Below are 25639 nucleotides of genomic sequence, written 5' to 3' on the forward strand. Positions count from 1 at the left end.
GGATTATACTGGTACATTTGCGATATAGTAAAGATGATAAAGGAGAGGTTATTGATGGATACTGGAACACATATTGTCATGGGACTTTCATTAGCAGGTTTAGCACATATTGATCCATTAGTGGCGACAACTCCTTCACTAGCGATAGCAGTAACCATAGGAACTGTCCTTGCATCACAAGCACCTGATCTTGATAGCGTTCTTCGGTTGAAGAATAATGCTGTATATATCCGTAATCACAGAGGTATTTCCCATTCTATCCCTTTCTTATTAATATGGACTGTACTCATCACGGCTGTTATTGCACTCCTCTTTCGTGGTGACGTCAACATCCCTCACTTAGCTTTGTGGACAGGGATTGCCGTATGTGTTCATGTATTTAGTGATTTATTTAATACTTACGGTACTCAAGCTTTTCGACCATTTACTGAACGGTGGGTTTCTTGGAATATCATTCACATTTTTGATCCATTTATATTCGGAACTCATATAGCGGCTCTTCTGCTTTGGGTTCTTGGAATGTTAGATCCTGCTCCACTATTTATTACTCTCTATTGTTTAACGATTGTTTATTATATATGGAGAACACTTGTCCATTTATTCAAAACAGCCGAAGTCGCTCAATTAGACCCACTACACAAAGAAGATGATATCTATTATCTCATCCCTACCGTTTTGTTATATCAATGGAACGTTGTTAAATTGCAAGCCGATGGAAGCTATACTATTGGGGTAATGAATCGACATCATCTCCAATGGAAACATCAATCCGTAACTTCTTCACAGCATGAAGCCGTTGAACACTCTAAGAACCATCCTAACGTACAAGCTCTACTGTATTTCACATCTTTCGCTGTTGCTGATGTGGAAGAAATAGACAAGGGTTATATCGTACGTTGGATTGATGTTCGCTACCTTCATCGAACACAGTATCCCTTCGTTGCCGTTGTCGTAATGGACAAGCATTTCACATTAATCAGCTCATATATCGGATGGTTGAGTGAAGACAAAATGAATGATCGCTTATCCATTGATTATTCTTCTTGACAAGAGTGGACCCGTCAAGCTTAATATACATGTAGACTGTTATGTAACTTATTCTACATGTATGAATCAATTTCATAATCGCCTATGCAGGTTCGCGTAATTATGAGATTGATTCGTGTTAAGCTAATTTTATAAACAAGCAGAAACGGCTATGCCGAAATAAAAAACCTAGAGCAAATGCTCTAGGCTTCATGATGCATCCATATATCAAGTATCAATTACAAGTTGCGATTTGTTCCTGAAAGCGATTGCTCAGCTAATTGAACCAATCGTTTGGTAATGTATCCTCCCAAAGATCCAGTCTCACGGGAAGTGTAATTGCCATAATACCCATCTTGAGGAATGGTAACACCAAGTTCTTGCGCTGCTTCCATCTTAAGTTGTTGTAATGCTGCTCTTGCCTGTGGAACCACGAGATTGTTGGAACCAGATTGTCCTCGAGCCATAGTATAATCTCCTTTCACTTCTGTTTCTGTAATGAAGTGCAAGCTTGCAAGCTTAGTATGGCTTCATGGAAGAACATTATACTTTATTCATCTAATAAAATACTGGAGGTTTTTAACATGAGCAAAGGTCTTTCATTATGGTTCGCAGCTTCATCCATTATCCTGTTGGCAATAGCAGCTATCGCTATTAGTCATTCAGGCTGGCTTGCATTTCTATTAACTGCATTAGCTGTCTGTAACATTGGTTGGGGCTTCGTCATCAAAGCTAAACGTAGAAAGTCATCTATAGAAGATGTTAATTAGTGCTTCGAAGGTAGAAATCCCATGCGTTGTTTCACATCATCTAGTACGCTACTGGCAATTTCACTGGCATTGTTAGCTCCTTGAGCTAAGATGTCATGGATTTCGCCAGACTCACGGATTTCATAATAACGTTTCTGCAGAGGTTCAAGTGTATTCACGATAACCTCTGCAAGCTCTTTCTTGAAGCCACCATACATCTTCCCTTCATACTTCAAACGAATATCTTCAAGAGATAATCCTGAACATTCCGCATAAATACTCATCAGATTACTGATCTCCGGCTTAGTCTCTACATCATATCTAACCTCTGCACCTGAATCTGTTGTTGCTCTACTGATCTTTTTACGAATCACATCTGGTTCATCTAATAAAGCAATATAGCTTGCAGGGACAGTGCTACTTTTACTCATTTTTTTGCTAGCATCATCAAGACACATCACGCGAGCTCCAACTTTGGGAATATAGGGTTCTGGCATGGTAAAGCATTCCCCATAACGGTGATTGAAGCGTCCTGCTAGATCCCGCGTTAACTCCAAATGCTGTTTCTGATCTTCGCCCACTGGAACTAAATCTGCGTTATATAGCAATATATCTGCAGCCATGAGCGATGGATACACAAATAGACCTGCACCAACAGATTCCTTACCATTTGATTTATCCTTATACTGAGTCATACGCTCTAACTCACCCATGGATGTTAACGTCGTCAATAACCAACCGAGCTCCGCATGCTGATGTACCGCAGATTGCAAGAATACATTTGATTTGGAAGCATCAATTCCTGCTGCAATATATAACGCTGCGTTCGCTTCTGATCTTTCCCGAAGATCTTCTGGTTCCTGTGGTACCGTAATTGCATGTAGATCAGCGACCATGAAATAACATTGATATTCATCCTGCAATTTCACGAAATTCTTCATAGCTCCAATATAATTTCCCAACGTTAATCTTCCACTAGGTGTTATGCCTGAAAGTACTTTTTTCAATGTAATCCCTCCCATATTTTGTATATAAAATAAACAACAGAAAAAGGCCCATCATCCGCAAGGGACGTGAGACCGTGGTGCCACCCTTATTTATCGCAAATAGCAAAGCACAACATTTGCGACCTTCAACTTCCGTAACGTGGAAAACACGGCCAGTCTATTAAGGAAATTAAATCTTCCCGTTCAACTTGGCACTCAAGGGCCCATTCAGTACATCGACACCACCGGTTTGCATCAACCACCGGCTTTCTGAAGGTCATCTAATGATACTTACTTGTCCCTGTCATCGCATTATATCTTTTCATGTTATATACCTGCAATCATAAGACTCAGCAGCCCTTATTGTCAAATATGAATCAAGTCACCAAAGGAAAATGAAGTGGTTTGAACTAATAATTACCACTTCTAAACCGACCATCTTGTTGTATGTTTTCATATGTTTAAATCCATAATAACCTCATTACTTACTAAGGAGGTGACAAACATGGGTCAAGCAGGTCAACAAAATCAAGGTCGGAGCGGTCGTTCCAATAACTTGGTAGTCCCTCAAGCTACTGCAGCTTTGCAACAATTAAAAATGGAAGCTGCCCAAGAATTAGGTGTTCAAATTCCTCAAGATGGTTACTATGGCAATTACACTTCCCGTGAAACTGGTTCTTTGGGAGGATATATTACCAAACGACTTGTTCAGTTAGCAGAACAACAACTATCAGGTCGTAATAACGGGTAGTTTGCTTTATTCTAATGGTATTCAATGTTGATTTAATAGAAATAGGGCTATCCCAAACGGTCAAAGTTGACCCGAGGGATTAGTCCTTTTTTTGCTTTATCCACGATACATTGCATTTACATGACAGTAATAGCTCTTTACTAAAGTTGATCGCACTGTTATAGTTGTAATATAACAGTTGATTAGGAGGTGCTTTATGATTATCAATTTAGATATGCAATCCGATATTCCAATCTACACGCAACTAATGAATCAGATAATCGAGGGTATAGCCCATGGTGATCTACAACCTGGAGAAGCTTTACCCTCCGTTCGTGGATTAGCATCTGATATTGGCGTCAATCTACACACCGTCAATAAGGCTTATACTATGCTCAAACAGGAAGGTTTCATTCAAATACATCGGCAAAAAGGAGTCGTTATTCAACCTGATGGCATGCCCGAAATCACGCCAGAGTATGAATTGAAACAGTATAACCAGTTAAAGCCGATCATTGCAGAAGCTATTTGTCGTGGTATGTCTGAAGAACAAATGTTAGATATTACAGAACAAATTTATCGTGAAATTTCGACCCCTAGAAAGGAGAATGACCAATGAATTGGCTATCAGTTCTGATTTTTATTCTTATGTTTCTTCCCATTGCTGCATCTCTTATCTTTATGCCTTACCTCACTCGGGATACAGTCAGCTTTGGAGTATCAATTAGTGAGGAAATGTACTACAGTGAACCCATAAGATCACTCCGTAAGAAATATGCTTGGATTAGTGCCATTATTTATATACTCATACTTCTCTTTTTTCTAATCTTTATACCCACAGAAAATTCTCTTAGGCAAGAGATCATGATCGGATTATCTGTCGGAATGTTTCTTGTAAGTTCTATGATACTTAATCTTACTTTCCACTTTACGATGAAGAAATACAAACTAGATCATCCTTCGCTTCCTGCATCTAGCAAGACTATGGTTTCTATTGATACAGGATTTAGACAACATAAACTAATTTTCTCTAACAAATGGTTTATCCTTCATCTAGTTATTACGGTAGGTAGCGCACTATTGGCAGTGAAATATTACAACCAATTCCCTGAAATAATACCTATGAAATTCGACCTTCAAGGTAATGTGATAAGAAGTGTAGATAAATCCTATGTTACAGTCCTCGGCCTCAACTTTATGCAGTTAATGATGACAATTTTATTCATGATCATTAATTTGTCTATCCAGAAGAGTAAACAACAACTCAATTCAAGTAATCCAAAGAAATCATTGAAACAGAATATGTTATTTCGTCGTAGCTGGTCGCTCTATCTGATCTTTACAGGTCTACTATTGGTGATTCTCTTCGCCTTCATCCAATTGAATATGATATTTGACCTCAATGTAGAAATTATCATGTTAGTCAGCATCCTATTTACAGCTATAATTATTATAGGGGCAGCAGTCTTGTCATTCATTACAGGTCAAAGTGGCAACCGAATTGGCAAATCTTCTAAACCTTCTAATTCACAGCCGGCAAATGATGATACCTACTGGAAGTTGGGGAGTTTTTACTACAATCCGCAAGACCCATCGATTTGGATTGAAAAGCGAACTGGGATCGGTTGGACAATCAATTTCGCCAGACCGATGAGCTGGGTCTTTCTGATTGGGATACCCTTTGTATTCATCGTAGTTTCCTTGCTCATAAATTAAATATATAAATTTAAATTAAGTATATTATGAAATCATTAACCCCATATCATGCGCTGCTTCCTTTAGTAAAGGGGCATATTGATCAAGTATTTCAATGGAAAGCCGGTTCACAGGACCTGATACGGAAAGTGCAGCTGTAATGATGCCATTTCGATTAAAAATCGGAACGGAGATCGCTGCTGCACCCGGCTCTCTTTCCTCAAAGCTAGTTGCGTATCCACATTCTATAATCTCTTGTAACTGTTTCATATAGTAATCACGATCTACAGCATCTGGCCACTCTGGATCGTTTAACAGTTCTACCTGTTCTTCAGGTGTTGCGAATGCGACAAGAACCTTACTAGAGGCACCTACATACAAGGGAAGTCTTGCACCAACCGGTGCCACACGTCGTACAGCTTGGGTGCTTTGCACCGCTTGTATACGAAGTCGTTCATTACCCTCACGTAAATAAAGACTAACTGTCTCTCCTAATCGATCTCTCAATTTCTTCATTGCTGGAAATAATATGGTAGCAGGATCATCACTTTGCGCTAAATGTGTAGATAACTCCCATACTTTTATACCTAGTCGATACTTTTCAGTCGATCTATCACGAGTAACAAATCCCTTTTCCTCAAGTGTTGAGAGCAGTCTATGAACCGTACTCTTATGAAGACCGATCTGCACGGCAATCTCTGTCAATCCAAGCTCATCATTTCTTGTGAAACACAACAATATATCAAGTGCCCGTTCTACTGACCGGACCGTCAATTTGCGTTCTTCCATAATGAATCGCCCCTTCTTATCGTTTCACCACGTGAAACATAGTTACATAATTATATAAAATAACGATTTCAAAGTCTACATATTACAATTGGCTTACAATTGTCCTAGTTCCATTGACTTTAATCCCCCCTAGGCATAACATAAATATTACAATAAGGGGGCCACAATATGAATATAGTATCTGAGACTACTGGCCTAGGCTCTCAACCAATCCACAACCTACCGGAGGCAATCTCGCCACCATTCATTCGCGTTAAGCACATTATAGTAGCACTAATATTATCGGCTATCTTTTTCTTAGTTTTTTGTTTCATCGCCTTACATGGTTATATTGCTTGGGTCTTATCTAATCCAACGGTTGCTCCGTTATACTCTAATCCTTTAGACGCCAAATCTATGAATTATGAGAATGTTACTTTTCCCGCCCTCGATGGAAGCCGCATGATGCATGGGTGGTATATACCTGCTGAAGGCTCCACTAGAACAATAGTATTCAGCCATGGCTATGGTGCAAATCGTGAAGAGTCTTGGGTTCCTATGTATGATCTTGCACATTACGCACATAAACTCAATTATAATATCGTTATGTTCGACTACGGATTTGCCGCTCAATATAATAAAGATGTGGCTACCGGAGGCAAGATTGAAACTCAACAACTACTTGGGGCTATCAAGCTTGCTAAAGAGCGCCAAGCAGAACAAATTATCGTTTGGGGTTTTTCTATGGGAGCTGGAACTGCACTTCAAGCAGGTCTTCAAACCAATGATGTTGATGCTATGATTCTTGATAGCGCATTCCTCTTGGAGCCGGACACACTGTATCATAATATTAAGAACCAGATTGATTTACCGCGACACCCCTCTTTAGAAATATTACAGATATTGTTCCCTGTGCTGAATGGAACTAGTATCAATCAAATTCCATACCAACAAGTGAAGAATAAAGATTATCCATTTCCCGTTTTCTTCATGCACGGAACAGAGGATGCGAAAGCCCCTTATGGGATCGCTGAGTCATTAGCTTCCAATCAGACTAATCCATTATCAGATGTGTGGATTGTTGAAGACAGTCATCATGAACTCATCTTTCGAGAACATTCTCGTGAATACTTACATCGGGTTTCTTCTTTCCTTAGTCAGGTGAATATGTCCTTGAATAAGAATATTCTAGAACAATAACTTTAGGAAGCAAAGTACAAAATCCCAATTAGCGGTAAAGAGGCACTGTCTTAGCGACAGTGCCTCTTATTCTTGAGAATACTTCAACATTCGGTATGATTCTATTATTTAACCAATGATAGAAACTCCGCTCGCGATGCTGAATCTTCACGAAATATTCCTCGAACAGCAGAAGTGACCGTTTTACTACCCGGTTTCTTTACTCCACGAGAGCACATGCATAAATGCTCTCCCTCTACGACAACCATCACACCATTAGGTTGCAATACTTCATTAATAATATCCGCAATTTGTGATGTGATCCGCTCTTGAACCTGTAACCGACGAGTGATTGCCTCGACTAGTCGTGCAAACTTACTAAGTCCAGCAATTTTGCCACTAGGGATATATCCGATATGAATCTTACCAAAGAAAGGTGCCATATGATGTTCACATTGGCTGTAATACACGATATCCTTTACAATGACAAGTTCTTCATGATTTTCATCAAAAGTTACACCTAGTACATCTCTAGGATCTACCTCATACCCTGCAAAAATCTCTTCGTACATACGAGTTACACGTGCTGGTGTCTCTAACAGTCCTTCTCGCTTAGCATCTTCACCAACAAGATTTAGTATTTGTTCGATATGATACTCGATCTTTTCACGGTTTTTACTTACTTCAGTATTTGAATAGTCTTTAACTCCAGCCACAGGTCATCTTCCTCTCTCAGCCACAACTCTTAGAAATGAAGGATTACTTACCTTTACGGTTTTGGCCTCTCTTTGGTACAGGCGGCTGATTCTTCATCATTTGTTGTGCTTTTTGCATTTGCTTGCCATTCAGATTATATCCCATCTGTTTAGCCATCTTTTGAAGCATTTGTGGATCACTTTGCATTTTTTCCATCTGTTTACGCAAGTAATATACGCCTATGAAAAACCCCCCGACTAATCCTACAACTAATGTGATAATAGGAAGTGCAATATCCATTCGTAGTCACCTCGACACAATTGATTATATTTTTTAGATACTCAATATCATAGCATTTCCAATAGTGGCTAGCAAATATAATCCTATGCAAGAACACCCTCAATAAAAATCGTCGTTTCTTGTGCTAAATCTATTTCTTTTATATCAATATCATTACCTTCATTACGAATAATACGCACTACTGGTCGGCCTGGAAGTCCTCTATGCTGACTCACCACAACACCGGTCTCTTTGGTGGACAAGCGGACAGCTGAACCATTCGGATAAACCGACACCATTCTCGTAAATTGAATCAATACTTCTCTATCTAGCTGTTGTTCTGACATTGCCATCATTTCCTCACAAGCCTCATGTGGAAGAAGTGATTTCCCACCTTCCAAATGACTGATTAAATGATCATACATATTGGCTACCGCAACGATTTTGGCATAGATATGAATCTCTTCCCCTGCTAAACCACGTGGAATACCTAAGCCATCCACTCTTTCATGATGTTGTAATGCCACATGTGCAATTAGAAGATTGAATTCTCGTTTGTTCTTAAGTTTTTCAAATCCACGCCAAGTATGGTGATTCTTCACTCCTGGAATGATTTCCTCTTCGGCTGACAACCCCGTCTTGCCTATGTCATGCAACAAGGCTCCGATTGCTAATTCTTTCGCCTGAATATAATTCAAGCCTAAATTAATGCCCATAACTGTTGATATTAAACAAACATTCATGGCATGTACATATTGATCATTGTCGACTGTACGAATCTCCGTCAATTCTATGAGTAGATCCTTATTATCTATAATATCAGTCAATAGCTTCTCAACACTTGTACCAATCTTTTGAGCGTTCCATTCCTTGCCTGATCGAACCGCCTCAAATGTGTCGCTTATTCCGTGAATGAGCGTCTGTTTGGTCGCTTCTTGCAATATATCCTCTGCCTCTACATCTTCAAATAGAGGATCCTGAATATAAAGCATTGTTACACCGATCCGATTAAGTGTATTAACCATATAAACAGTGAGCTGAACTCCTGCTGACAGGAGTACTGTTCCATTTCCTGAATATACTGCTTTTCCGAGAAACTGCCCTGCTTCTACATCATCAATATTTACATATCTCATGAATGCCCCCCTAAACCCTACTACTTACCATTTCTAATTTGATTTCTTTCAGATAATGAACCTTCTACAGACAAGAGATGACGTTTTATTTCCAGACCCCCACCGTATCCCACTAATTCACCTTGTGCACCAATAACACGATGGCAAGGGATGATAATGGGAACCGGATTTTTGTTATTGGCCCCTCCCACAGCTCGTATTGCTTTAGGACGATCAATAGACTCTGCCAATTGTTTATATGAACTAGTGTCCCCATATGGAATATCGGCAAGTGCTGTCCATACTTGTAGTTGAAATGGTGTACCTCTCATATCCATTGGTAGATCAAATTGTTTCCGCTCATTAGAAAAATACTGTTCCAACTGAATTCTCACTTCATTTAGTCGTGTTCCATCCTGTATAAATATAGCTTCTTTCGCCCAAATTCGCGCCCATTGTTGTATATTAGCTTCTCTAATGAAAAATGAACCAAATTCAACTAAACAAATGCCTATTTCAGTTGTACACAAGGTTAACACCCCAATGGGTGTCGTTATTTCATCGTAATAAATAACCTCATGCGAATTGTCCACTTCCATTTGTGCCGGTTGTAGCTTATCTTGGGCTTTCTTTAACATGTCTTGAACTGATTCATCTTGCTCTACAGCTATGCCCTTCATAATACTATTCAAAGCTTCATCTCCTCCAATTCTCCCCAACGCCCATGCAGCGGTTCCCCGCATTTCAACTCGTTCGTCGTGTAGCAATACTTCTTCTAATCTGGGAACAGCGGTACGATCTTTAAAATTACCCAGTGCAATAATAGCATTTCTCTGAATAGGTTTCTTCCCTCTCCAAGCCGCTGCACTCACCCCGAATTTTTCTTTGAATTCTCTATTACTTAAGTCTAATATAGGGAACAAGAGAGACTTAACTAGCTCTGGATCTGGTAAAAGCTGCTCGTTATGTTCCCAATTTTTACCACGATTCTTAGGGCAAACAATCTGACAAGTATCACAACCATAAAGCCGATTACCGATCTTCACCATCTGATCTTCGTTCAATAAACCTTTTGTTTGTGTCAAGAACGATATACAACGTTGCGCATTAAGCTGTCCGGGAGCCACAATCGCCCCTGTTGGGCAAGCATCGATACATTTCGTACACTCTCCACAATCTTCTGTTACTTGTGTATCCGGCGGAAAGGGAATATTCGTTACCATCTCGCCAAGATAGATCCATGATCCCCATTTCGGTGAAATAATCAAACAATTTTTACCACTAAATCCAATGCCTGCCCGTTCTGCAACTGCCCGATCGACCAGAGCTCCCGTATCAACCATATTCTCAATGACGGCTTCCGGAACACGATCTTTAATGAACTTTTCAAGTTTCTCCATCGCCTCACGTAATACATGATGATAATCTCTTCCCCAAGCAGTTCGAGCTAGAATCCCGCGATTCGCACCTGATTCCGATTTCGGTGGATTCACCATCTTCGATGGATATGCCACAGCGATTGCAATCAAGGATGCAGGTTGTGATGTAGCTAGAGTTGGTGTCACTCTTTTGTCCAAATCAGGTTCTTCGAATCCAGAATCATAACCACGATCACGTTGTTCCTGCAACAATGACTTCAGTGATACAAAAGGATCCGCCGTAGTAAAACCAATATCATCAATACCCATACTGGGTGCAGCTTCTTGGATATCTCTTTTCAGTTGCTCCCAAGGTGATGTTGAGGGAGCATAAGATGTCTGTAAACTTATTATTTCGTTCTTCATCTCCCCATCCCCCCTTTTTATTTATAGATTATAGTCCTCTAACTTTATTAAATGGCCAAAAAATAAATTCTGCCCTGCCGACAATCGAATCGGAGTTAACTGCACCAAAATAACGACTATCCTTACTCTCTCCCAGATGACGGTTATCTCCCATAACGAAATATTCATCCTCACCTATTGTAATCCCAGAGAAATCAGCATCTTGAATACTTATATCAATGTAATCCTCTTGTTGTAATTGTCCATTAATATACAGTTGATGGTCTTTAACCTCAACCACATCTCCAGGAACACCTATGATCCGCTTCACAAGAAACTCTTTCTTAGTATCATCCCGACTAGGATCATGAAGCACTACAATTTCACCTTTTTGAGGTGATGAGAAGTTATATATGATTTTATTGATGAACAATCGTTCACGTTCTACTAACGTTGGTTGCATAGATTGACCTTTTACCATAGATAAATTGAACACAAACATATTAAGTAATGACATGACTACAAACACCACAACAAGTGTTTTAATCCAGTCCCATAATTCCGCTTTCCAACCTGATTTTTTATCATTTACCGTTGGATTAGGAGAGGAACTTGGAGAAGAAGAGCTATCCAATGGAGCTCCATCTAATAAATCATTGCGATCCATATTACACCTCTTTTTCATTCTAATACACCTAAAAGTGCATATAAATAGAAAAGCATATCCGCTCCGTTTTTGCAACGGTTGCACGATATGCTTAATATTGGAAAATTAGTCTTACTCTATATATACTTAGTTATTATATCTGATTTTACAAGTGCGCCACGATACTAAGTTTCTGGAAAGCTTCCATAATTTTGTTAGCACCATAACCCATAGCTTCAAAAAATGGCATTGATGTGAGATTCTGTTCATCTCCAACAATCATGATACGGCTGACTTTTCGTTGTTGAAAACGTTGTTCCATGGCTTTAACAAGGGCTTTGCCAATCCCTCTACGCCGGTAATCAGGATGAATAGCAATTCTAAAATAGCAACCATGGTTGTACTCAATCGTACCGATCAATGCCCCCACAATTTCTCCATCTTCTTCTGCTACCATGATCAGGTCGGAATCCCATTGGAGTTGTCTAGAGAATGGTTGAATCGTATTCTCAAAACACTCCTCAGATAAAGCAACCTGAAGTAGTTCAGTTACTGGTTTACAGTCACTTAACTGAAAGGAACGTACATGCATATCATAAATCTCCCTTTTCTTCAGCATTATTCGGTTTACATAAAAACTCATCTTGATGTAACTTTTACAATAAACTCGAATATAATTATTACGACAAATATACTGAAATTCCATGTTTCTAGTCCATTAAAACACATTTTTCTTCATATTACACTTGTTTTCTTCTGTAAGCGCTTTATATCTATATTTTTTAAATATATTTTTGTCCTTTTACCATAAGTTTCTAATTTTATTTTTGATATTTCATTTAATATAGGGATAATATATATATGTTTTGTAAACAAGCAGAAAAAGGTGGAATTTATTAAACCGACTTTACAAACATAAATGTTGATTTAATCTGTTAAATACGGTTTAATAATACTATGTACACAATCAATTCTGCATAATAATCGTTGTACATCACCGGATGGCTTCTAAATAGTACATCCGTATGGAAACATGTGCTAAAGATTTCTTTAGTACAGTCAATATATCTACATATGTTGTATGAAGGATGCTTATACCATCCTTTATTCATAGAGATTAATAAAAACCAAAACGCAGGAGGTAATTTACCATGGCATTTCAACTACCATCTCTACCTTATTCAAATGATGCATTAGAACCACATATTGATGCACAAACGATGGAAATTCACCACGATCGTCACCATAACACATATGTTACCAATCTGAATGCAGCATTGGAAAAAGCACCTGAACTGCAAAACAAAACGATTGAAGAGTTACTTATAGGTCTTGGAAGTGTTCCTGAGGAAATTCGTACTGCTGTTCGTAATAACGGTGGAGGACACGCAAACCACAGCCTATTCTGGGAAATCATTGGACCAAACGGCGGTGGAAACCCTACCGGTGAATTGTCACAAGCCATTGATAGTGAGCTTGGTGGTCTTGATAAATTCAAAGAAGACTTTGCTAAAGCGGCTACGACTCGTTTCGGAAGTGGCTGGGCATGGCTTGTTGTTGGTAAAGACGGTAAACTAGCTGTAACAAGCACACCGAACCAAGACAACCCACTTAGTGAAGGCTTGACTCCTATTCTTGGACTTGACGTATGGGAGCATGCTTACTACCTAAAATACCAAAACAAACGTCCTGATTACATTTCTGCTTTCTGGAACGTAGTTAACTGGGATGCAGTTAGCAAGAATTACGCTGCTGCGAAATAATTGAAACAAGCTTAAACTCTCTACTATTTACAACAATAACCCGCATTCCAAATGGAATGCGGGTTATTATTATCTTACCTCTATTTAGTGTGTTGTTCTTCAAAATAAGCATTAGCAATTTTGAGGAAAACATTAGGAAAAGCATATAACTGCATATCCTCTTTACCAATCCAGCGATACTCCGTCATAGAATCTCCGATTTCCGCCTCATCCTCTACACCATACGTTGTTGCACTCTCCGCGATAAGATGCTGTTTCACTTCCTCCTTACAACGATAGACCTGAAGATTCCAACGAATATGACTAAATATATGTTCTGCGTCCATGAAATGCTCAACTGGTGTGGCTGGAATCCCTTCAGTTAGCAATTCAACACTCAAAACCTCCTGTGCTTGTTGGTCAACTAACCTCGCTCCGCGACTAATGGGAGATAGGACATGTGGGAGTTCCCACATCCGAGCAAGTAAGCCACTCTCTGGACGTTGTCTAATCAATAGCTGGCCAGTATGAGCCCCTTGCCCTTCAATAAGCCCCACTATACGTTGTTCTGGACGAGGTGGTTTACTCTTCGATTTCAGCGGAAGATCACCTTCCTTCCCAGTTATCCTTGCCTCACAATATTCCATGACGGGACAGGTTAGGCAATATGGAGACTTAGGCGTGCATACCAAAGCACCGAGCTCCATCAACGCCTGGTTAAAATGAGAGGCTTGCCCTTCAGGAATTAATTCCACCACTAATTTCTCCATAAGAGTACGTGTACTACCTTTCATGATATCTTCCTCAATTAAGAAGTATCTAGATAATACCCTCATTACATTGCCATCGACGGCTGGTTCAGGTTGATTATAAGCTATGCTAAGAATAGCTCCTGCTGTATATGGACCTACACCTTTGAGTGCGATAACACTCTCCTTGTCGTTGGGAACCAGTCCATCGTGCAAATCTAATACTTGTTGAGCAGCATACTGTAAATTTCGTGCACGTGAGTAATACCCAAGACCTTCCCAACACTTCAATACATCCTGTTCAGGTGCGTTAGCCAGATCCGTAATCGTTGGGAATCTTTCTATAAATCGATTGAAGTAGGGAATGACTGTATCTACACGTGTTTGTTGAAGCATAATTTCAGATATCCAAATATAATAAGGGTTACGATGGCGACGCCAAGGTAAATCCCGACGATTCTTAAGATACCATTCCAGCAGATTCTTACTGAAATAGCGTTGTTGTTCAACATTAGACATGATGTTTCTCCTTCTCTATCCTGTATTCCAATCAAATCGAATCGCCTCTAACTATACCTATGTTACTCTCTCTATGACAGCAAATGCTGACGCCAGTTCTCTTTGATGTGTAATGCTCAAATGAATAGTATACTCCATCGGTTGTGCAGGAAGATTTAATCTTTCCCATGCAACCTTACTTAATTCCACCTTTGGCTTCCCTAAGGGATCCGGAAGTATCTCAATATCTCCAAAATTTATAATCGCACCTATACCACAACCAAACGCTTTAACAATAGCCTCTTTGGCTGCAAATCTCCCAGCCGTAAATTCTACTTTCTTCAGTCCGCGTCCTTGAGCTAATTGAAATTCCTGGCTTGTCAGCACCCTTCTCATGAACGCTTGTCCCGTTCTTCCGTTAAGAATATCATCCACTCGCTTAATTTCAAGCACATCATGTCCAATTCCATATATCATATATTTCACACCTTCCGTACCTTCCTTTATACCTTATTGTATCAGGCACTACTTCTCGTTGCGACAATTCCATTTATTACATTCCAAATAAATAAATAGAGTGCCAACTCTGTTACCAGTGTTGCACTCCATTGGAAGAATTCATCTTATTCAATTCTTGAACACAAGTTATAATACACCTGCTTATATTCCCGGTATGGAATTGCGTTTGTGAGTTGTCTTCAAATAGAAACTTTCCAGCCGTTCTTTAGATGCCGAGGGTATTTCCTTGCCTTCCAGATAATCGCTATTCTCTTCGTATGTAATCCCTAGCTCATTCTCATCCGTCTGGCCTTCCCAGAGCCCAGCAGAAGGTGCTTTATCTAATATGGACTGTGGTACACCCATATATGCCGCAAGCTGACGAACTTGACGCTTATTCAGGGAACTAAGTGGTGTAATATCTACCGCGCCGTCTCCCCATTTCGTATAAAATCCTGTAATCGCTTCAGATGCATGATCCGTTCCTACAACAATCAGATTCAATTCAAATGCTAGTGCATATTGTACAACCATCCGCGTTCTTGCTTTGACATTCCCTTTACCTTGATGGGTCATATGACGATGTATTCCCAAACCCTTGAGTCCCTGCTCAACTTCCAATGCTACTTCAGTCACCGCATCCTCAATGTTTGTCTCTAACGTATGTTTAAGATCAAATGCCTTAGCAACAGCATAACTATCATCGATATCTTCCTGAGTCCCATAAGGTTGAAATACACCAAGCGTCATGTAATCTCGACCTGTTTCTTTCGATAATTCATCCGTAGCTATATTGCACAAACCTGCAGCTACAGCACTATCAATCCCACCACTAATCGCAATAAGAAGCCCTGTGGATCCTGCTTTTTTCACGTAATCTTTTAAAAAGTCTACTCTTTTCTTAACTTCTGATTCTACATTTATTGATGATTTCACACCTAATTCGTCAATAATTTGTGCTTGTAAACTCATATGATACGCACTCCAATCCCTAAATATGATGACCTACATAAAACCCCGGAGCTGCCTGAATACCACAACTTCGGGGTTCTAATATACAATTCACTCTGAATAATTATTTACACAACCGATCAAATGCATCTGTCAGATCAGCAGCAATCTCTTGAGCAGATCTATCTTCTATTTGATGACGTTCAATGAAATGTACCAATTCCCCATCTTTCATTAATGCAATGGAAGGGGAAGAAGGAGCGTATGGAGCAAAGTACTCCCGCGCTTTGGCTGTTGCTTCTTTATCTTGTCCTGCAAATACCGTATACAGTTGATCCGGAACAATGCCATGCTCCAGTGCCATACCTACACCAGGTCGGCACTGGCCAGCAGCACAACCACACACAGAATTAATTACGATCAATGTCGTACCCTTCGCATTTGGTACTTGGGCTTCTACTTCTTCAGGAGTTTTAAGTTCCTTGATCCCTAGACTTGTTAATTCATCCCGCATCGGTTGGATCATATCTTGCATATATCGATCAAAAGACATTGCCATTCTTAATCACTCCTCTTTAATAATAGATTAAATCTTAACCATTTAGTATGATTATACCTATTGTGAATGTTTGAAAGCAAGTAAGTGAGCTGGATTCGTGCACATTCTTTCACCAATTTATGAAAGTAAATCAATTTCAGACCTTACGCTCCAGAAATATGTTCAATCACGGAAATGCCACGAGGAAATCCTACTGTAAACATAGTTCCACCACCTACTTTAGAATCCACCGTAATTTTGCCTTTATGGCGTTCTACAATACTAAGACACAGTACTAATCCTAACCCAGTACCTTGCTCTTTCGTTGTAAAAAAGGGCACAAATAATTGATCTATCTCATTCTGAGAAATGCCAGAACCAGAGTCTTTAATTATCAAATCTACACTATTCAAACTCATCTTGGTCTGCAATGTAAGCTGACCTTTGTCATCCATCGCTTCCATTCCATTGCGGGCTAGGTTAAGAATAAGTTGTTTTATCTCTTTCGCATTTAGTCGAAGTTCAGGAACATTCTCATCAAGGTCTAATACAATAGTATGTCCTCTTAGATTAGCGTCTGCCGACAATAGCGGATTGAGCTCATTTATGATAGTATGCAGGTGGCAATCTTCCATTTCTGAAACTCTATTTTGTGCAAGAGATAAAAAATTATTAATAATACTATTCACTCGATCTAGTTCTTCCATAACAATCCGGTAATAATGATCCAACGAACCCGGACTCTTCTCTCTCATTAATTGCATAAAGCCATGAACCACCGCCATTGGGTTACGAATTTCATGAGTTATACTCGCAGCCATCTGACCCACTAAACTAAGCCGATCTACATTCCCCAACTCACTACGTAACCTCTCAAGTTCAGTAATATCTTGAATGACCAACACAGCCCCTATAATTCCACCAGTAAACGTATTCGTAAGTGGAGAACACCTCGTATAATATGTTCTCGAATCACTATAGTTCAATTCATGTTCTGAAATATTTCCATTAAGTGCTTTAGTAAGCTGTAACTCAATCACACCTTGTTCCACCAAGTCAGCAAACAAACTTATAGAGTTCCCAAGGACATTCTCTTTAATTAGTTGGGGATTCTGCTTTTTTAATAGATTCATCATCATTTCATTGATGCTAGTTACTTTACCATTCCTATTAAAAGAAACCATGCACAGTGGCGCCACATCCATCACCTGCTGTAATTGCTCTTCCCCATGTATATAATTCTCTGATATCGTTTTTAATTGTTCGATGTGGAATAATTGCACAAACATAATTTCGGACAGATATACATGCATTGCACCACTTAACATAGTAAGAATTAGGTAGCCAATAGACATAAGGATTACTTCCATGTTATATATATTCGAATCATCTATTGTAAGCATCGAAAAGATATTCGCCGACAAGATCGCAGGTAATAAGCATAGTATCATTCGCCATAGTTTTCCCTTTAGAGAAATATTAAAATATCCTGAAGAAATAACGAAGAGAAGCGGACAAATGATAAGTCCCGTATGAAGGAGCAAACCAGTAATAGAAGATTCCTGTGTAAATATAAAATATAAAGCGATATATAAAAGAATAAGAGGTATTCCAGCCTTATACCTACCATATAAAATAGCAAAGTACAGCAACAAAATACCCAAATTAATAGGTACCACTCCATAAAGTGTAGAGGAGAAAATAAAACAAACAATCATGCAGATTGCATACGATACTACGATCACCATGGTAAAACCAGAGGAACCAACAACCCTTGTGTTCAACTTATTGCGTATAAATTTATCTATAACTAACGTAAGAAGTAATGATAATGCGACGGATACTAAAATCTGAAATAAGATATCCTTAAGTGCAATATAAATATTTATCCCACCTTTCATACCTATGCACTATGTAATTATTATTAACACGATTAAATCACAGCCTGCAATATATTACAATATATTCTATTTTATATTATGTATATTCTTTATAAGTTGTTGTATGCTATCACTATTTGTTATGATCCATGTAGAATCAGCAACAATATTGACAGAAGGTAAAATGTAAAGGGAGATTATGTCATGATATACGATGTTATTGTCATTGGAGGAGGACCATCTGGCCTAATGGCTTGTGTTGCAGCAGCTGGAAACGGCGCTTCGGTCCTATTATTAGATAAAGGAAATAAATTAGGACGTAAACTAGGGATCTCTGGAGGAGGTCGCTGTAATGTCACGAATGCGAAAGAAACAGAAGACCTTATTGCTCATATTCCAGGGAATGGGCGCTTTTTATATAGTGCTTTTGGACATTTCAACAATCGCGATATTATGGCCTTCTTCGAGGGCTTAGGAATAGAATTGAAAGAGGAAGACCATGGAAGAATGTTTCCTGTAACGGATAAAGCTTCTAGCGTCGTCAACACCTTACTAAATAAAGTACGGGAATTAGGAGTCAAAATAAATACACATAGTCCTGTTGCTGAAGTTCTATATGAGAATGGACATACATCAGGTGTACGACTCATCTCAGGCGAGAAGTTCAAGGCTTCCTCTGTCATTATCGCTACAGGTGGTAAATCTGTACCCCAAACGGGTTCAACCGGGGATGGATATCCATGGGCCGAGGCAGCTGGACACACCATTACAGAACTATATCCTACTGAGGTTCCCATTGTCTCCAATGAGAAATGGATCCAAAACCGTGAATTACAAGGGCTCTCCCTACGTGATGTGGATCTATCTGTGTGGAATCCTAAGGGCAAACAAGTCATTCATCACCGAGGTGACTTTATATTCACTCATTTCGGAGTATCCGGTCCAATCGCACTTCGCTGTAGTCAGTTTATTCGGCAAGTTCAGAAAAAATTCGACGTCAATAAAGTAGAGATGAGCGTGGATCTTTTTCCAGACCATTCCGCTACGGAACTCAGTGAACTCCTCATGGAACGACTTGAGGCTGAGCCCAAGAAGGCCATAAAGAATGTCTTAAAAGGAACCTTGTCTGAGCGTATGATCCCGCTTCTCTTATCTAAATCCGAAATTGATGGTGATACAACCTACGCCCATTTACCTAAAATTCAATGGCAAGATTTCTTGAAGTTATTGAAGAAATTCAGCTTCTATGTTGTAGGGACGAAATCAATTGAGGAAGCATTCGTTACTGGTGGTGGCGTACATCTCAAAGAGATCAACCCTAAAACGATGGAATCCAAGCTCATGCCTGGATTGTTCTTTTGCGGAGAAATTCTAGATATTCATGGATACACCGGAGGTTACAACATCACCGCAGCCTTCTCCACTGGCTATACAGCCGGGATGCATGCAGCACAAGGCAGTCATGATTAACTACTATAATTGACATTCCACTGTATTATGCTCTGGATAAACTCATGAAGAAAAGAATATAGCTAATCAAATAATTCAAAGTGATTACAAGTGGAACAACTAGTAACCATCCCCAAATGAAACCCAACCATGAACATGAGAACGCAATCGACATGACCACAATAAAAGGAAGAAGCATACTCCGAAATGCTATTCCTTGTGCTTTGGAGATTATTTCAGATGACCAGGGAAGTAGAGTCATCCATTGATCATCGAGGAAACTCATCCAATAACGATAATGCCAATAGATGAATAAGCTATACACTGCCACTAGCACCACACATTTAATGATCAAAGGCGGAACAATAATAGCGAGCACGCATATGCCTGAGAATTGCAAATATAACCAGAGATGACTAGGATTGCGGAATAACGCCTTAACAGCTGCTCCTGCCAACCGTCTTTCGGAAGAACGAGAGCGGTACAGGTAAGGAGAGTGCCGAAAGAGCCAGGTTTTTGTTCTCGTCGGTCGAGGTTTGTCTATAGCTTGGCTTAACACCATGTTGACTAGCTTCATTCTCCCCCTGCTATCCTCTGCAACATCATTCATGAAAGTGCCTCGTATCCTTAATCTACTCTGGATTAATAGAATAACAATACATAGCAACAACAAAGAAATGATCCAGAGGACTTGAGGTTCATGCACCCAGATCATCGAAGCCTGTACATACAGAAATCCGGGTATCCCTAACGATGGGATCAACAGCAACTTCATTCTCCATCCTGAAAAACTCACACTTACCAGATGGCGAATCCAAGCCATAGTCCAACCCATCATGACAGACAATATCCAATAACTTGTAGCTTCTATAGCATTTATGTTCAGACGTTGTACCAGAAAAGGTAATAAAATGATAAATGATAATGCCATAATGATGAAGATCAACGTCATGCTATACATTGCTCCACCCATTATCAATCCAGCCATCCAGCGCCGATTCATTCGTATGAATAGAACATCTGCTTCCTGCACGAATAGGATTACGCCCATACTATACATCACGAGGAGCATAACTGAAGGTATTAATCCAGTAGGCAAATTCTCACTCCATCCTGGAAGACCCTCCACCCATAAACCATAATATAATCGAAATGCTAGTAAGCTGCCTGGTATAAGTATATAGAGCCATACGGTCCAATCTGACATAGAACGAAGAACTCCAACTTGGGTTCGTAGATATTCTTTCAACCTACGTCGAAAGAGGTCACCAGGACTAGTAATTTGATAAGAATTGAACGACTTCAACCTAAGTTCTCCCTTCGTTTGATCATAACATCGAAACATTCGAATAACGATGCCTGTTCTGATTGCTCTGCAATTCTACGAATCTCATCTAATGTTCCCTGCGCAACTACTTTCCCATTCCCAATCATTATAAACGAATCACAGATCTTCTCTGCCGTATCTAGAACATGTGTTGACATCAATACGCCTGCACCTCGATGCCGCTCTTCTTCCAATAAATCAAGAAAGTCCTTGGTTGCATGAGGATCAAGACCAACAAAAGGCTCATCTATAATATAAATATCCGGTCGTGCCAGAAATCCAATCATCAACATCATCTTCTGCTTCATCCCTTTTGAAAATCCTGCCGGTAGTAAATCTCTAGACTCGGTCATACCAAAACGTGTTAGTAGTTTCTCTGCATGAATAACAAAGGTATCATAATCTATTTCATAGGCTGCACCTGCTAGATCTAAGTGCTCCCACAACGTTAAATCTTCGTAAAAAACAGGTTGCTCTGGGATATAGGCATACGTACCAGAACCTCCTCCAATGGATACCTCTGCCTTCACATGCTTCAGAAGTCCAAGTATAGTCTTGATGGTTGTACTCTTACCCGCACCATTAGGTCCAATGATCCCTAACAATTCACTATTTCTCACCTGAAAAGATATATCAGAAATACGAGGGTCTCCCTCAGCGTATCCCGCCTGTTCAATGTTAACCTCTAACACGATTTTCAAAGCTTATTCTCTCCCCCTCTCAACGTCTAGCTCTAATACACCATCTAAGGATATTTACAAAGTGGATTTTACCATAATATAGAGGAATATTGTAGTAACCATCATGATTAAATTCCTCATCTGAATTGATTAGGAATGCAAAATGATTCTCAGAAAAAGAATTTTAAATTTTATTTATCAAAAGAAAAGTCATTGTGACAAATCACATTTTCGTCCCCATTTTTATCACGTAAAATAAGTAAATAATCATCAATTATAGCCATTTATGAATATAAGGGCGGTGAAAAGAATGATCCAAATCGAAGAAGTTGATACTCAAATGTCTCTACATTTATATCGTGTATTCGCTAAATCATTCAAAAGTGTAAGTGATCATGCTATAACTGGTAGCAAGATTGAAGGTTTCAATCCAACGGCTTTCGCTGTGATGGAGGTTCTTTATTATAAAGGAGCACAGCCCATCCAACAGATCGGTTCAAAATTACTACTTCAAAGTGGAAATGTCACCTATGTTATAGATAAACTTGAAGAACGCGGATATTTAGTACGTAAACCATGTCCTACTGATCGTCGAGTTATTTTCGCAGAGTTAACAGCTGATGGTGAACATCTCATGAATGATTTATATCCCAAATACTCTGAAAGAATTCATCGAGCAGTAAGCGGTCTGAATGCTGAAGAGAAATGCCAAATGATATCTCTCCTTAAAAAAATGGGACTTCAAGCTGAACGCTTATCTCCTTCTGGAAGAAAGTAAATATGAAGCTATAATTTCCATATCTCAACAAGAAAAAACGGCTGTACTCACCTTACATAAGGAGGGTACAGCCGTTTTTGTGATAATTATTGGTCAGAGTAAAGCTTCGTTTTTCTAAATCTAGTCACTACCAACATACTCATAATAGCAATCACAGCCATCACGATAAATAATGAATGCAAGCTTCCTTCTAGTACATCATGCATCATATGCCATACAGGTTCTGAGAAATGGTTACTTTCCTCTGGTGTGAGGAGCTTGTTAATATCTTCTGGAGATATATTCTCAGCCCCAGCTGTATTGTTTAATAAAGCTGCCATTCTTAAATTGATCCATGAACCAAAAGCAGCTACACCAATCGTCTGTCCCAAAGTCCGAATAAATGAATTCAATGCAGTTGAGGACCCACGTAGCTCATATCCTACGGAAGATTGTGCAATTAAAGTGAAAACTGTCGTTGTATAGCCAAAGCCAATCCCATATATAAAGGTGATCATTAGAAGAACTATATCCGGTGTTTCTCCAGTCATCATCACCATTCCAAAGGCACTAATGACAATGGCTCCTACCCCAATCAAGGTCGTCTTTCTTGAACCCGCAGTAAGAATCATTCGACCAGCGGCAACAGAACCTAGCACCCATCCAACCGACATCGGGGCTAATGCGAGACCAGAGAATGTAGCGTTCTTACCTAAAACGCCTTGAATCCATAGTGGTGTATATGTTGTAAGCCCAATTAGGAGAGCACCAATCAGCAAATTAGCAACTGAAGATACCGCAATATCACGAATTCGAAAGAGCTTAAGCGGAAGCATCGGCTCCTCAGCCCTTTTCTCCACAATAAAAAATAGCGTAATGCACAATATGGCAATAATGATACATCCAATGAGAACTGGAGAATTCCATGAGAAATTCTGACCACCTGTGGCCATTACGAACAAAAGTGCCGATACTCCAACCGTAAACGTAAGTGCTCCCGCTACATCTACTCGAGCCTTTCTGCTCACTATGTGTTTAGGAAGATAGCGAGCAATAAGTACAATCGATACCAACCCAAATGGCACATTAAATCCAAATATCCAGCGCCAGCTCCAATAATCTACAAGATAACCTCCAATTAATGGCCCTATTAACGAAGAGATACCCCAGACAGAGCTAATAAGTGCCTGGATTTTGGCACGTTGTTCTATGGGATATATATCTCCTATGATTGTAAACGCTACAGGTACGATAGCTCCTGCACCAATCCCTTGTATCGCTCGAAATACAATCAATTGTTCCATATTCTGCGAGAAACCACAAAGTAATGATCCTAATGCAAATATGATTGAGCCAATAATAAATACCGGCTTACGACCATATATATCACTAACTTTTCCAAAAATAGGAGTAGTTACTGCCATCGTTAGAAGATATGCGGTAAATATCCAACTCATAAGTTGCATACCCCCGAATGAACTTACGATAGCTGGCCCCGCGGGTCCAGTAACCGTCCCCTCAATCGCCGACATGAATGTTGAGAGCAAAAGTCCAATCAATATAAATTTACGTTTCATTTCTTCGGAAGAATTCACAGTTCGAGTTTCCTTTCTAATCGTATATCTAGTTACCTTACTATCTATCAGTTTCGTTACTTATAAAGATTAAGCTAAAAATAATAGTTGGCAATAACTCATGAAGTACTCGTAAATAAAATGAATATATTATATTAGTTCCGGCTGCAGCACCATTCTCAATAACTTTTATCATTTCTCCAGTGCCTATGTTTTGATACGATCTAAAATCAATTTTTGACACTTTAGAAAGTGCCATTATCTTTAGCTTTTCTAAAATACTATGTGATAAATAAACTTCAGGGTATTCTATAAAGTAATTTAGTATTGTCGAACCTAATAATAATAAACCATAGATAATGATTAGTTGTGCAACATCGCTCATCCCACTTGATACAACTACTTTATCTAATAGCTCTTGAAATAACTTAAAATGACAACACACTTTCTTAACACGAATACCAACCTCCATTGAGACAAGTAGAAACGGCTATGCCGTCCTTTTTCATAGACGGCATCCGTTTCAGCGGAAATATAAGGATAAAAGTATCAAGTGAAACTTATACTTTTATCCTTATATTTTAATAAAAAGCCAAAGAATATCAGGTATTCTTCGACTTTAATTTCAAAGTAATGTCAAATAACATCGTTCCAAGCTATAGTCTTCATTTGGATTGACATCCACTTCTCACCTCAATTGGTATATTGCCCTAATTCTATATTATGGAGGATCAGTTCCACAAGCAATATTTATGGGTGCACTTAGTTAGGATTCCATCTGCGTCCAATCGCGATTCAGAATTGAATATATATGTACATCGTGAAACCCTTCAGCAGTATGACGGTACCCTCTTAGATATCCCTCCATCTGAAACTTTTGAGCCGTGAATAATCTGTTTGCACGTTCATTCTGCGGATCAACTAGAGCTTCAATTCGGTGAAGTCCCATTACTTCGAATCCGTAATGTAATAGAAGATCAATCGATTCATGCATATATCCATATCCCCAATATTGATTAGATAGTTCACATCCAATCTCTCCTCGATATGCTCCTTCTAATTGCCAGAAATTATATCCACAACTCCCCATCCACTGATCCGTTTCCTTATTGACAATTCCCCATCTTAACCCATCTTCCGTTAATGACAATCTATTCAGGAACTGAATCATTTCCGCAGCATCTTCAATGGAATCAAGTTCTGGTATACCTGAATGTTCGCGTACCTCTTTCCTTGACCAACACTCGAATAGCGAGAAGGCGTCTGTACTTCGCATTCTTCGAAGGCGAATCCGTTCACCTTCAAGCTGTGGAATATCACCACCGCACACATACATATGTAAATCCTCCTACGCCATATTTCAC

General features: G+C 39.4%; 27 protein-coding genes, 1 pseudogene and 1 other annotated feature. Of the genes and pseudogenes, 9 read left to right on the forward strand and 19 right to left on the reverse strand.

Annotation, left to right across the window (positions count from 1 at the left end; translation table 11 throughout):
• The first annotated feature begins 54 nt into the window (after window positions 1-54).
• Window positions 55-1047, forward strand: a complete 993-nt coding sequence (locus LPB68_RS08910) for a metal-dependent hydrolase (protein ID WP_068661398.1) — start codon at window positions 55-57, stop codon at window positions 1045-1047.
• A 218-nt stretch (window positions 1048-1265) separates the two neighbouring features.
• Here LPB68_RS08910 and LPB68_RS08915 read toward each other — a convergent pair whose 3' ends face one another.
• On the reverse strand, window positions 1266-1493 hold the full coding sequence (locus LPB68_RS08915) for an alpha/beta-type small acid-soluble spore protein (protein WP_068661399.1): 228 nt from the start codon (window positions 1491-1493) through the stop codon (window positions 1266-1268).
• Window positions 1494-1610: 117 nt separating this feature from the next.
• Here LPB68_RS08915 and LPB68_RS08920 point away from each other — a divergent pair, with 117 nt between their 5' ends.
• Entirely contained in the window at window positions 1611-1796 is a 186-nt protein-coding gene (locus tag LPB68_RS08920; protein ID WP_068661400.1) for a hypothetical protein, read from the forward strand.
• Here the strand turns inward: LPB68_RS08920 and trpS are convergent.
• On the reverse strand, window positions 1793-2782 hold the full coding sequence (gene trpS, locus LPB68_RS08925) for a tryptophan--tRNA ligase (protein ID WP_068661401.1): 990 nt from the start codon (window positions 2780-2782) through the stop codon (window positions 1793-1795). The two genes, LPB68_RS08920 and trpS, sit on opposite strands and share 4 nt — an antisense overlap.
• A 57-nt stretch (window positions 2783-2839) precedes the next feature.
• Window positions 2840-3078, reverse strand: a binding site (T-box leader).
• A 188-nt stretch (window positions 3079-3266) separates the two neighbouring features.
• Between trpS and LPB68_RS08930 the strand changes: the two genes are divergently transcribed.
• From LPB68_RS08930 to LPB68_RS08940, 3 genes are all read left to right on the forward strand, one after another.
• A complete protein-coding gene (locus LPB68_RS08930; protein WP_068661402.1) occupies window positions 3267-3512 on the forward strand; it encodes an alpha/beta-type small acid-soluble spore protein in 246 nt (81 codons plus the stop codon).
• Window positions 3513-3708: 196 nt separating this feature from the next.
• Window positions 3709-4110 (forward strand): GntR family transcriptional regulator, encoded by a 402-nt coding sequence (locus LPB68_RS08935; RefSeq protein ID WP_068661403.1) that lies wholly within the window; start codon window positions 3709-3711, stop codon window positions 4108-4110.
• Window positions 4107-5207, forward strand: a complete 1101-nt coding sequence (locus LPB68_RS08940; protein WP_068661404.1) for a DUF1648 domain-containing protein — start codon at window positions 4107-4109, stop codon at window positions 5205-5207. Before LPB68_RS08935 ends, LPB68_RS08940 begins: the two co-directional genes overlap by 4 nt.
• Window positions 5208-5231: 24 nt before the next feature.
• Here LPB68_RS08940 and LPB68_RS08945 read toward each other — a convergent pair whose 3' ends face one another.
• On the reverse strand, window positions 5232-5975 hold the full coding sequence (locus LPB68_RS08945) for an IclR family transcriptional regulator (RefSeq protein ID WP_068661405.1): 744 nt from the start codon (window positions 5973-5975) through the stop codon (window positions 5232-5234).
• Window positions 5976-6143: 168 nt separating this feature from the next.
• Here LPB68_RS08945 and LPB68_RS08950 point away from each other — a divergent pair, with 168 nt between their 5' ends.
• Complete coding sequence (locus LPB68_RS08950) at window positions 6144-7154, forward strand: alpha/beta hydrolase (RefSeq protein ID WP_099458734.1); 1011 nt, start codon at window positions 6144-6146, stop codon at window positions 7152-7154.
• A gap of 104 nt (window positions 7155-7258) precedes the next feature.
• On the opposite strand, the gene folE is transcribed toward LPB68_RS08950, so the two are convergent.
• The 6 genes from folE to LPB68_RS08980 form a co-directional block, all read right to left on the reverse strand.
• Entirely contained in the window at window positions 7259-7849 is a 591-nt protein-coding gene (folE, locus tag LPB68_RS08955; RefSeq protein ID WP_068661406.1) for a GTP cyclohydrolase I FolE, read from the reverse strand.
• 43 nt (window positions 7850-7892) lie between these two features.
• Complete coding sequence (locus LPB68_RS08960; protein ID WP_068661407.1) at window positions 7893-8129, reverse strand: YneF family protein; 237 nt, start codon at window positions 8127-8129, stop codon at window positions 7893-7895.
• Between the two features lie 83 nt (window positions 8130-8212).
• Window positions 8213-9244 (reverse strand): HD-GYP domain-containing protein, encoded by a 1032-nt coding sequence (locus tag LPB68_RS08965; protein WP_068661408.1) that lies wholly within the window; start codon window positions 9242-9244, stop codon window positions 8213-8215.
• Window positions 9245-9264: 20 nt separating this feature from the next.
• On the reverse strand, window positions 9265-11007 hold the full coding sequence (gene queG, locus LPB68_RS08970) for a tRNA epoxyqueuosine(34) reductase QueG (RefSeq protein WP_068661409.1): 1743 nt from the start codon (window positions 11005-11007) through the stop codon (window positions 9265-9267).
• A gap of 28 nt (window positions 11008-11035) precedes the next feature.
• Window positions 11036-11653 carry a signal peptidase I gene (gene lepB / locus LPB68_RS08975; protein WP_068661410.1) on the reverse strand — a complete coding sequence of 206 codons (618 nt, stop codon included), beginning with the start codon at window positions 11651-11653 and terminating at the stop codon, window positions 11036-11038.
• Between the two features lie 145 nt (window positions 11654-11798).
• The gene (locus LPB68_RS08980; protein ID WP_068661411.1) at window positions 11799-12224 is read right to left on the reverse strand and encodes a GNAT family N-acetyltransferase; all 426 of its coding nucleotides are present in this window, start codon (window positions 12222-12224) and stop codon (window positions 11799-11801) included.
• A 559-nt stretch (window positions 12225-12783) separates the two neighbouring features.
• Here LPB68_RS08980 and LPB68_RS08985 point away from each other — a divergent pair.
• Window positions 12784-13395 (forward strand): superoxide dismutase, encoded by a 612-nt coding sequence (locus tag LPB68_RS08985; RefSeq protein ID WP_068661412.1) that lies wholly within the window; start codon window positions 12784-12786, stop codon window positions 13393-13395.
• Window positions 13396-13475: 80 nt separating this feature from the next.
• Here LPB68_RS08985 and mutY read toward each other — a convergent pair whose 3' ends face one another.
• The 5 genes and pseudogenes from mutY to LPB68_RS23855 form a co-directional block, all read right to left on the reverse strand.
• Window positions 13476-14642 carry an A/G-specific adenine glycosylase gene (gene mutY / locus LPB68_RS08990; RefSeq protein WP_068661413.1) on the reverse strand — a complete coding sequence of 389 codons (1167 nt, stop codon included), beginning with the start codon at window positions 14640-14642 and terminating at the stop codon, window positions 13476-13478.
• Between the two features lie 57 nt (window positions 14643-14699).
• Window positions 14700-15098 carry a holo-ACP synthase gene (gene acpS, locus LPB68_RS08995; RefSeq protein ID WP_068661414.1) on the reverse strand — a complete coding sequence of 133 codons (399 nt, stop codon included), beginning with the start codon at window positions 15096-15098 and terminating at the stop codon, window positions 14700-14702.
• A 183-nt stretch (window positions 15099-15281) separates the two neighbouring features.
• Complete coding sequence (nadE, locus tag LPB68_RS09000) at window positions 15282-16091, reverse strand: ammonia-dependent NAD(+) synthetase (protein WP_068661415.1); 810 nt, start codon at window positions 16089-16091, stop codon at window positions 15282-15284.
• A gap of 103 nt (window positions 16092-16194) precedes the next feature.
• Entirely contained in the window at window positions 16195-16629 is a 435-nt protein-coding gene (locus LPB68_RS09005) for a BrxA/BrxB family bacilliredoxin (protein WP_068661416.1), read from the reverse strand.
• A gap of 143 nt (window positions 16630-16772) precedes the next feature.
• Window positions 16773-17504 (reverse strand): annotated as a pseudogene (locus LPB68_RS23855) (ATP-binding protein); the annotation flags it as partial.
• A gap of 1188 nt (window positions 17505-18692) precedes the next feature.
• On the opposite strand from LPB68_RS23855, the gene LPB68_RS09015 reads away from it, so the two are divergent.
• Window positions 18693-19958: a BaiN/RdsA family NAD(P)/FAD-dependent oxidoreductase gene (locus tag LPB68_RS09015; protein WP_068661418.1), complete on the forward strand. Its 1266-nt coding sequence runs from the start codon at window positions 18693-18695 to the stop codon at window positions 19956-19958.
• Between the two features lie 25 nt (window positions 19959-19983).
• On the opposite strand, the gene LPB68_RS09020 is transcribed toward LPB68_RS09015, so the two are convergent.
• Entirely contained in the window at window positions 19984-21243 is a 1260-nt protein-coding gene (locus LPB68_RS09020; RefSeq protein WP_068661419.1) for an ABC transporter permease, read from the reverse strand.
• Entirely contained in the window at window positions 21240-21965 is a 726-nt protein-coding gene (locus LPB68_RS09025; RefSeq protein ID WP_068661420.1) for an ABC transporter ATP-binding protein, read from the reverse strand. Before LPB68_RS09025 ends, LPB68_RS09020 begins: the two co-directional genes overlap by 4 nt.
• Window positions 21966-22254: 289 nt before the next feature.
• Here LPB68_RS09025 and LPB68_RS09030 point away from each other — a divergent pair, with 289 nt between their 5' ends.
• The gene (locus LPB68_RS09030; RefSeq protein WP_068661421.1) at window positions 22255-22722 is read left to right on the forward strand and encodes a MarR family winged helix-turn-helix transcriptional regulator; all 468 of its coding nucleotides are present in this window, start codon (window positions 22255-22257) and stop codon (window positions 22720-22722) included.
• 86 nt (window positions 22723-22808) lie between these two features.
• Here the strand turns inward: LPB68_RS09030 and LPB68_RS09035 are convergent, their stop codons facing one another.
• The 3 genes from LPB68_RS09035 to LPB68_RS09045 all read right to left on the reverse strand — a co-directional run bounded on the left by LPB68_RS09035 (window position 22809) and on the right by LPB68_RS09045 (window position 25611).
• The gene (locus LPB68_RS09035; RefSeq protein WP_068661477.1) at window positions 22809-24278 is read right to left on the reverse strand and encodes an MDR family MFS transporter; all 1470 of its coding nucleotides are present in this window, start codon (window positions 24276-24278) and stop codon (window positions 22809-22811) included.
• 58 nt (window positions 24279-24336) lie between these two features.
• Window positions 24337-24660: a hypothetical protein gene (locus tag LPB68_RS09040; protein WP_237087915.1), complete on the reverse strand. Its 324-nt coding sequence runs from the start codon at window positions 24658-24660 to the stop codon at window positions 24337-24339.
• 381 nt (window positions 24661-25041) lie between these two features.
• Window positions 25042-25611 carry a GNAT family N-acetyltransferase gene (locus tag LPB68_RS09045; RefSeq protein ID WP_068661423.1) on the reverse strand — a complete coding sequence of 190 codons (570 nt, stop codon included), beginning with the start codon at window positions 25609-25611 and terminating at the stop codon, window positions 25042-25044.
• Window positions 25612-25639 lie beyond the last annotated feature (28 nt).

This window comes from Paenibacillus crassostreae (assembly GCF_001857945.1).
In the GTDB taxonomy this organism is placed as follows: Bacteria; Bacillota; Bacilli; order Paenibacillales; family Paenibacillaceae; genus Paenibacillus_AQ; species Paenibacillus_AQ crassostreae.

Bases quoted from the DNA above. Each gene is read 5' to 3' on its own strand.
- mutY (WP_068661413.1), bottom strand. From the start codon at position 14,642: ATGTCTAATGTTGAACAACAACGCTATTTCAGTAAGAATCTGCTGGAA.
- LPB68_RS09040 (WP_237087915.1), bottom strand. From the start codon at position 24,660: ATGAGCGATGTTGCACAACTAATCATTATCTATGGTTTATTATTATTA.
- nadE (WP_068661415.1), bottom strand. From the start codon at position 16,091: ATGAGTTTACAAGCACAAATTATTGACGAATTAGGTGTGAAATCATCA.
- LPB68_RS08935 (WP_068661403.1), top strand. From the start codon at position 3,709: ATGATTATCAATTTAGATATGCAATCCGATATTCCAATCTACACGCAA.
- LPB68_RS09035 (WP_068661477.1), bottom strand. From the start codon at position 24,278: ATGAAACGTAAATTTATATTGATTGGACTTTTGCTCTCAACATTCATG.
- lepB (WP_068661410.1), bottom strand. From the start codon at position 11,653: ATGGATCGCAATGATTTATTAGATGGAGCTCCATTGGATAGCTCTTCT.
- LPB68_RS08930 (WP_068661402.1), top strand. From the start codon at position 3,267: ATGGGTCAAGCAGGTCAACAAAATCAAGGTCGGAGCGGTCGTTCCAAT.
- LPB68_RS08965 (WP_068661408.1), bottom strand. From the start codon at position 9,244: ATGAGATATGTAAATATTGATGATGTAGAAGCAGGGCAGTTTCTCGGA.
- LPB68_RS09015 (WP_068661418.1), top strand. From the start codon at position 18,693: ATGATATACGATGTTATTGTCATTGGAGGAGGACCATCTGGCCTAATG.
- LPB68_RS08945 (WP_068661405.1), bottom strand. From the start codon at position 5,975: ATGGAAGAACGCAAATTGACGGTCCGGTCAGTAGAACGGGCACTTGAT.
- acpS (WP_068661414.1), bottom strand. From the start codon at position 15,098: ATGATATATGGAATTGGACATGATGTGCTTGAAATTAAGCGAGTGGAT.
- LPB68_RS08980 (WP_068661411.1), bottom strand. From the start codon at position 12,224: ATGCATGTACGTTCCTTTCAGTTAAGTGACTGTAAACCAGTAACTGAA.
- LPB68_RS08950 (WP_099458734.1), top strand. From the start codon at position 6,144: ATGAATATAGTATCTGAGACTACTGGCCTAGGCTCTCAACCAATCCAC.
- queG (WP_068661409.1), bottom strand. From the start codon at position 11,007: ATGAAGAACGAAATAATAAGTTTACAGACATCTTATGCTCCCTCAACA.
- LPB68_RS08915 (WP_068661399.1), bottom strand. From the start codon at position 1,493: ATGGCTCGAGGACAATCTGGTTCCAACAATCTCGTGGTTCCACAGGCA.
- LPB68_RS08985 (WP_068661412.1), top strand. From the start codon at position 12,784: ATGGCATTTCAACTACCATCTCTACCTTATTCAAATGATGCATTAGAA.
- LPB68_RS09045 (WP_068661423.1), bottom strand. From the start codon at position 25,611: ATGTATGTGTGCGGTGGTGATATTCCACAGCTTGAAGGTGAACGGATT.
- LPB68_RS08940 (WP_068661404.1), top strand. From the start codon at position 4,107: ATGAATTGGCTATCAGTTCTGATTTTTATTCTTATGTTTCTTCCCATT.
- LPB68_RS09030 (WP_068661421.1), top strand. From the start codon at position 22,255: ATGATCCAAATCGAAGAAGTTGATACTCAAATGTCTCTACATTTATAT.
- LPB68_RS08920 (WP_068661400.1), top strand. From the start codon at position 1,611: ATGAGCAAAGGTCTTTCATTATGGTTCGCAGCTTCATCCATTATCCTG.
- LPB68_RS08960 (WP_068661407.1), bottom strand. From the start codon at position 8,129: ATGGATATTGCACTTCCTATTATCACATTAGTTGTAGGATTAGTCGGG.
- LPB68_RS08910 (WP_068661398.1), top strand. From the start codon at position 55: ATGGATACTGGAACACATATTGTCATGGGACTTTCATTAGCAGGTTTA.
- LPB68_RS09005 (WP_068661416.1), bottom strand. From the start codon at position 16,629: ATGGCAATGTCTTTTGATCGATATATGCAAGATATGATCCAACCGATG.